General features: G+C 39.9%; 2 protein-coding genes. One reads left to right on the forward strand and one right to left on the reverse strand.

Features of this window, described 5'->3' with window-relative positions:
* Positions 1-43: 43 nt before the first annotated feature.
* Positions 44-3160 carry an immunoglobulin-like domain-containing protein gene (locus tag FNN08_RS15940; protein ID WP_143587481.1) on the reverse strand — a complete coding sequence of 1039 codons (3117 nt, stop codon included), beginning with the start codon at positions 3158-3160 and terminating at the stop codon, positions 44-46.
* A gap of 377 nt (positions 3161-3537) precedes the next feature.
* Here FNN08_RS15940 and FNN08_RS15945 point away from each other — a divergent pair.
* Positions 3538-7289 (forward strand): putative Ig domain-containing protein (locus FNN08_RS15945; RefSeq protein ID WP_185962700.1); only part of this gene is annotated, 3752 nt, incomplete at its 3' end.

Here is a 7289-nt window from a genome sequence, read left to right on the forward strand (position 1 = left end):
CTATTTTAACTAGTAAGCCCTTTACTAAAGAGCTTTATATTTATCAATAAAAGTAGATGTTATCGATATACACAGCATCGCTAGTTGTACCCCATAATTGCACGCCTAGTTGAGTTAACTTAGCTGGATCAAAATTACCCGTTGAATCAACTAAACTTGCAAATGGTAATTCAACAGTTATCCATTGCTCGGTTACTACAGGTAACATAGTCGATATACCCGGACCTGAATTTGACACGATTTGGAAAACAGCCTGAGTTATACCTGCAGTTGCGTACATATTAAAGCGAAGACCTGTAGCCGTTGATGCATCAACAGCACCTCCTTCAATACCATATTGAATACCGGTAACACCGCCAGCAACGCCATCAGGAATAATCTGTAATTTTGCAATTTTGTCATTACCAATGGTTATCTCAGAAAATGTTGGTGCATTCCACCAGTTATCCGACCAATAAGAAATTGGCTTATCTACGGTTAAGGCATCACTATAAAGTACAAATGCTTGTGCGTCAGTTTCTGTTGGCGCTGGTGCTGCGCTAACTGGACCACTATTTAATGGCACAACGCTAATAGATAAACTTGTATCGCCACCAGCAATGACTTTATTACCTTGAGCAACACCAAACCCGTTAGCATCAACAACTACCTTATGTTCACCTTCAGGTAGCGTTAGTACTGCGACACCAGAAGCGTTTGTCATTGCTGAAACATTACCAACAGAGACATTTGCATTAGGTAAAACAGCATTATCAGCATCAGTTACAGTGACAGCTAACTCATAATAAATTGATTCACCTGAGAAATAGATGTTATCAACATAAACCGCTTGCCCTGCGTCTCCCCAAAGCTGAATACCAATACTCTGTAGTAAGCCACTGTTAAGCACGCCAGGGCCTTCAGCATCGTTATCGATTAAGTCAGAATACAATAACTCATAAGTTACCCAAGAGCCTGTTGTTGGGCTATCAATAGTGTATTTAGAACCACCATCTTTTGATACTAATTGTACTTCAACTCTAGAAATGCCCGACTCTACAAATAAGTCAAAATTCAACGTTGTTGTTGATGATGCATCTAATTCACCATTTTCATAACCAAACTCTAAACCTGTAACTCCACCTTCAACTCCACCAGCGGTAATTTCATATTTAGCAAAATGGTTGCCGTCAACATCGCCTTCTGAATATGTTGGTGCATTCCACCAATTAGCATTCCAAACACCAATAAAGCTATCTTGAGTTAATGAATCACTATATAAAACAATAACTTCTTCATCAGCATAAGATGGTGGAACAGGTGCAGCTTCTGGCGGTCCTGTCACAGGTTCTGCATCTAAGGTTGTGAAATATAAATCTGCTAATAAGACGGTAGTGCCAGCATCACCAGTAAAGTTCAGAGCAAACCATGTCATGTCGGTAAAACCAGGTAAAGCAACTTGCATTTCAACCCAGCCATTTCCTAAATCTACTCCAGCACTAAGATCATAAGTAATGTTAGATTCTGGTAATGTTTTGCTTTGCACAAATACTTGCACAAGTTCGAAAGTACTGGTTTTTACTTTAAATTTAGCATGAGTATATGGTGAAATATTTATCGCATTCTCAGGCTCATTACCCCAAGCAACAACAGTTCCCCAACTATCACTCTTACTAATTTCTAATGCTTTAGCATAGGTATTATCAGTAGGTTGATCTGTATATGCGGTGCCTGTTCCCCATGTATCTCCCCAGTACTCCATAAAATAAGAATCTTCATTAGCTGACTCAAAAATATAAGCATCACCCGCAGGAGGTTCTACCGGAGGTACCACACCAGATGTGGTGAAATGTACATCGGCTAATAAGACTGTCGTGCCAGCATCACCAATAAAGTTAAGAGCAAACCATGTCATATCGGTAAAACCAGGTAAAGCAACTTGCATTTCAACCCAGCCATTACCTAAATCTACTCCAGAAGAAAGATCATAAGAAAGGTTGGTCTCTGGCTGTGTCTTGCTTTGTACGAATACCTGCACAGAATCAAACGAATCAGTTTTTACTTTAAATTTAGCGTGAGTATATGCTGAGATATCTATACTATTTTCAGGTTCATTACCCCAAGCAACAACTGTTCCCCAACTATCACTCTTGCTAATTTCTAACGCTTTAGCATAAGTCATATCGCTAGGTTGGTCGGTAAATACGGTGCCAGTTCCCCAAGCATCTCCCCAATACTCCATAGAGTAAGAATCATCATTATTTGAATCAAAAATATAAGCATCACCCGCTGGCGGCTCTACCTGTGGCTCTACTGGAGGCTCTACAACTGGTGGTTCAACGTTTGGCCCAGTAAAATATAAATCAGCAAGTAACACCGTTGTACCATCATCGCCGATAAAGTTAAGAGAAAACCATGTCATATCGGTAAAACCAGGTAAAGGCACTTGCATTTCAACCCAGCCATTACCTAAATCTACCCCGGTAGTAAGATCATAAACTACATTAGACTCTGGCAATGTTGCGCTTTGAACAAACACTTGCACCGACTCAAATGTATCCGTCTTCACTTTAAAATTAGCCGTAGTATATGAGGAAATATTTATCGTATTCTCAATCTCATTACCCCAAGCAACAACTGTTCCCCAGCTGGCACTTTTAGAAATTTCTAATGCTTTAGCATAAGTTGTATCACTCGGTTGATCTGTATATTCAGTTTCGGTTCCCCAAGTATCACCCCAATACTGCATATAGAAAGTGTCTTCGTTAGCCGAATCAAAAATATAACCATTACCGGCGGGGACTTCATTTTCTCCAACTTCAGCTTTAACTATAATAGTTCTACTGATGGTTCGAGTGTTACCGGCACTATCACTTACTGTATAGGTAATAGTGTAAGTACCTGCGGTATTGACATCATATGAACCCGTCGTTGTTACCGCTAAATTAGTATCTACATTATCGACAACTGTTACCCCTTGATCAGAATAACTCTCACCAAATGACAGAATTACTGTATCACTGCCTATTAATGTAAGTACTGGTGCAATAGTGTCAGCTGCTTGGTTTGTATCAGCAACTTGCGTTGAATCAACATCGACGTCATCATTACTACTGCCTCCACAGCCCACAAGTACCATGGATAATAGTGCTGGTAATATTAGTTTTTTATTTATTATCATCTGAATTCTCTGTGCCTATTTAGAATATATACCTTCAACCTAGAACATTACTTGGTTGTTAAATACTCAAAAAAGATAAAAAGGACTTTCTAAAAGACGAAGTGGACATAATGATATCTATTGGTTTATCTACTTACTAATTAGCAATAGGGTTAATGTAGTAATTTACTGCCTGTTTATATAAACAAGGGAAATTTGAAGTAAATCCTATGATTAAAACCCTAAATAACAGCATCTAATTCCCCAAATTCCACTTCAACGTATCTAGCCCCCCAATTCACCGATTATAAGTTGCTGCTTGAAAATCTTTGTCTCATGGTGATATTGGACGTTTTTAACTTCAAAAAAATTAATTAAAAAAATCAGTGGGGAAAATAATGGCTTTAGTACACAAGAAAGTCCATTTGAAAAGAAGCATGATCATGGCAAGTGTCGCATTAGCGTTAACAGCTTGTGGTGGTGATAGCTCATCAGATGATGCAGAAGTTTTAGAAGAACCCGTAGTAATCATAAATAACGCACCGGCAATTAAAAGTGTTGCGCCACTAACCGTTGAAGCGGGAAAAACATATACTTATACGCTGTTAGCAAGCGATGCTGATGCTGATGCAAATTTAAGTATATTTGTTGATAAGCTACCTCGTTGGCTTGTATTTGACTCACAAACTGGCGTTTTTTCTGGTATGCCAACAGAGGCAAACGCAGGTGAAAATGAAGTTTCGATCAGAGTAAGTGATGGCATTGATAGCGTTTCACAAACATTTACTATTACAGTGACGCTACCTCCATCAGCTGATGTTCCAGTTATTACCAGTAGTATTATTTCTAATGCAACAGTAGATACAGCGTATAGCTATATGCTAACCGCTACACATTCTACAGCTTTAACACTAACAGCAACCGAATTACCAATTTGGTTAAATTTTAATGAAAATACCGGTGAATTATATGGAACGCCTTCTAGCGAAGACGTGGGTGACCATTCTGTCACATTAAAAGTTAGTGATGGCGATAAAGAAGTATCTCAGTCATTTTCAATTACCGTATCATTAGCTCCAGTTGACCCTGTCGATCCTGTTGACCCAGACCCAACAGCACCAACAACTGCAGCTCCATCACCAACAGAGGCTGACGCAGATGTGATTTCAGTATTTAGTGATGGCTATACACAAATCACAGGCGTTGATACTAACCCTGATTGGGGCCAAGCGACTGTAACTACAATAGAGAGCATTGAAGGTAATAGCACGCTTAAAATGGCTGGCTTAAACTATCAAGGTATACAATACGACTCTCAAGATGTTTCAGGTAAAACAACTTTACACCTTGATTATTGGACAGCTGATGCTACGGCATTTGATGTATTTCTTATTAGCCCAGGTAACGAAGTAGCCTATACAGTTACAGCCACTCAAGGCGGCTGGCAGAGTGTTGATATTCCATTAAGTACTTTTGATGGTGTCGTTGATTTAACTGATGTATTCCAGTTCAAATTTGATGCTCAAAATCATACTGGTGGTACTATTTATGTTGATAACTTATATTTTTCAGGAACTGCCACTGTAGATCCTGTTGATCCGGTAGACCCTGTTGATCCAGTAGAACCAGGTGCAAATTTGGTTGTTAATGGTGACTTTGAGCTAGGCAATGCTGATGTTTGGGGTGGCACAAATAACTTCATAACTATCGAACAAGGTGGCTCAGATGCATTTATTGCAAAAGTAATTGCTCCAGAAGCACAAAGCCCAGGTTTGAAACAAACTAAGATTGGTGAAGGTGTAATAACCGCAGGACAGGCATTAACCGTTTCATTTGATATGAAAGGAAGTGTATTAGGTGATGGTGGCGTAGTAAACGCATTACTTTTCACTGAATCATCTGCAGGCGTTAGTAAAACAGATCAGTTAGCTCCTATTGCTATTACTCCTGACTGGACTAGCTATAGTTTTGACGTAACCGCTGGTGATAATCCTGAATGGGGTGTTTCATTACTACTGCAAGCAGCTTGTGGTGCAGTAGCAGGTTGTGAAGTTACTGCTTATTTTGACAATGTAAAAATTGTACCTACAGGTAGTGTTGACCCCGTTGATCCAGTTGATCCAGTTGACCCTGTCGACCCAGTTACACCAGATGTTGACTTAGTCGAAAACGGAGATTTTGAATTAGCGAACCTAGATGGTTGGTTAGCCGAAGGTGCAAGCATTTCAGCGATGCAAGATGGATCAGGAAACTGGTTAGCTGAAATCATCGCAGCTGAAGCGGAAAACCCGTTTATCAAACAGACAAAAATTGGTGAAGGTGAAATAACACCAGGACAAGCTATAACTGTTTCTTTTGATATGAAAGGTACTCTTGAAGGTGCAGGCGGTGTTGTTAATGCAATACTGTTCAGTGAAGGCTCTGCGGGTGTAAGTAAAACAGATGTATTCCTTACAGAAACGGCTTTATCTGCTGACTGGAAAAATTACAGTTTTGATTTAATTGCGGGCAATGATACTGAATGGGGTGTTTCATTATTGCTACAACCTGCTTGTGGTGCTGTTGCTGGTTGTAAAGTATCTGCGTATTTTGACAATATTAAAGTATTAGTTGAAGGCGATGATGATCCAGTAGAACCTGTTGACCCTGTTGATCCTCAGCCAACAGAACCAACTACTGCAGCTCCTGTACCTACTGAAGCTGATGCAGATGTAATTTCTATTTTCAGTGATGACTATACGCAAGTTACAGGCGTTGATACTAACCCTAATTGGGGTCAAGCGACGGTAACTACAGTAGAGAGTATTGAAGGTAATAGCACTCTTAAAATGGCTGGATTAAACTATCAAGGTATACAGTTCGAATCACAAGATGTTTCAGGTAAAACCTATTTACATCTCAATTATTGGACTGCTGATGCAACGGCATTTGATGTATACCTTATTAGCCCTGGTAACGAAACTGGCTATACGATAACAACGTCTCAAGGTGGCTGGCAAAGTATTGATATACCGCTAAGCACATATAGTGGCGTAGTTGATTTAACCGATGTATTCCAATTTAAGTTTGATGCCCAAAACCATACAGGCGGTACAATATATATTGATAACTTATATTTCAGTAATGTTGTTTCAGTTGACCCTGTTGACCCTGTTGACCCGGTTGATCCTGTTGACCCTGTTGACCCCGTTGACCCTGAAGGACCAGTTGAGTTAGTTGGTAATAGTGGATTTGAAGATGGTGCAACAAATTGGGTTACACCAAACACAGGAACTATCGTAACCGAAGGTGATAATAGTTTCTTCCAAGCTACTGTTGCAACTGCAGGCAATGCATGGGACGTTAATTTAAGTCAAGTGATGACTCTTGTATCTAGCCAAACTTATGAGCTTACTTTTAAAGCCAAAGCTGATGTGGAACGCACTATACTTGCTGGTCTTGGATTAAATTATGATCCTTGGACAAACATTGTAGAAACAGTTGCTTTAACAACAGATTGGGTTACTTATAGCTATATAATTACGCCAGAATTTGGTGATGATAATAACCGCGTTATATTTGATATGGGCGCTGATGTTGGCACAGTTTATCTTGACGAAGTCAGTGTAATTGCCATAGATGCACCTACAATGCCAATAGCTGCGGCTCCAGTTCCAACTGAAGCAGATGCCGATGTGATTTCAGTATTCAGTGATGACTATACGCAAGTTTCTGGGGTTGATACTAATCCTAACTGGGGTCAAGCGACGGTAACTACAGTAGAGAGCATTGAAGGTAATAGCACTCTTAAAATGGCCGGCTTAAACTATCAAGGCATACAGTTCGACTCTCAAGATGTGTCTGGTAAAGCATCTTTACACCTTGATTATTGGACTGCCGATGCAACTGCATTTGATGTATTCCTTATTAGCGAAGGTAACGAAGTAGCGTACACAGTAACTACTACTCAAGGCGGTTGGCAGAGTGTTGATATTCCATTAAGTACTTTTGATGGTGTCGTTGATTTAACTGCTGTATTCCAGTTTAAGTTTGACGCTCAAAATCATGCTGGTGGTACAATTTATATTGATAACTTGTATTTCGGTAACCTTGTGGTTGATCCAGCACCAAGTGCACCAGTTACGGCTGCGCCAGCACCAACGGCTGCGGA

The organism is Thalassomonas sp. M1454 (assembly GCF_007097525.1).
In the GTDB taxonomy this organism is placed as follows: domain Bacteria; phylum Pseudomonadota; class Gammaproteobacteria; order Enterobacterales; family Alteromonadaceae; genus Thalassotalea_A.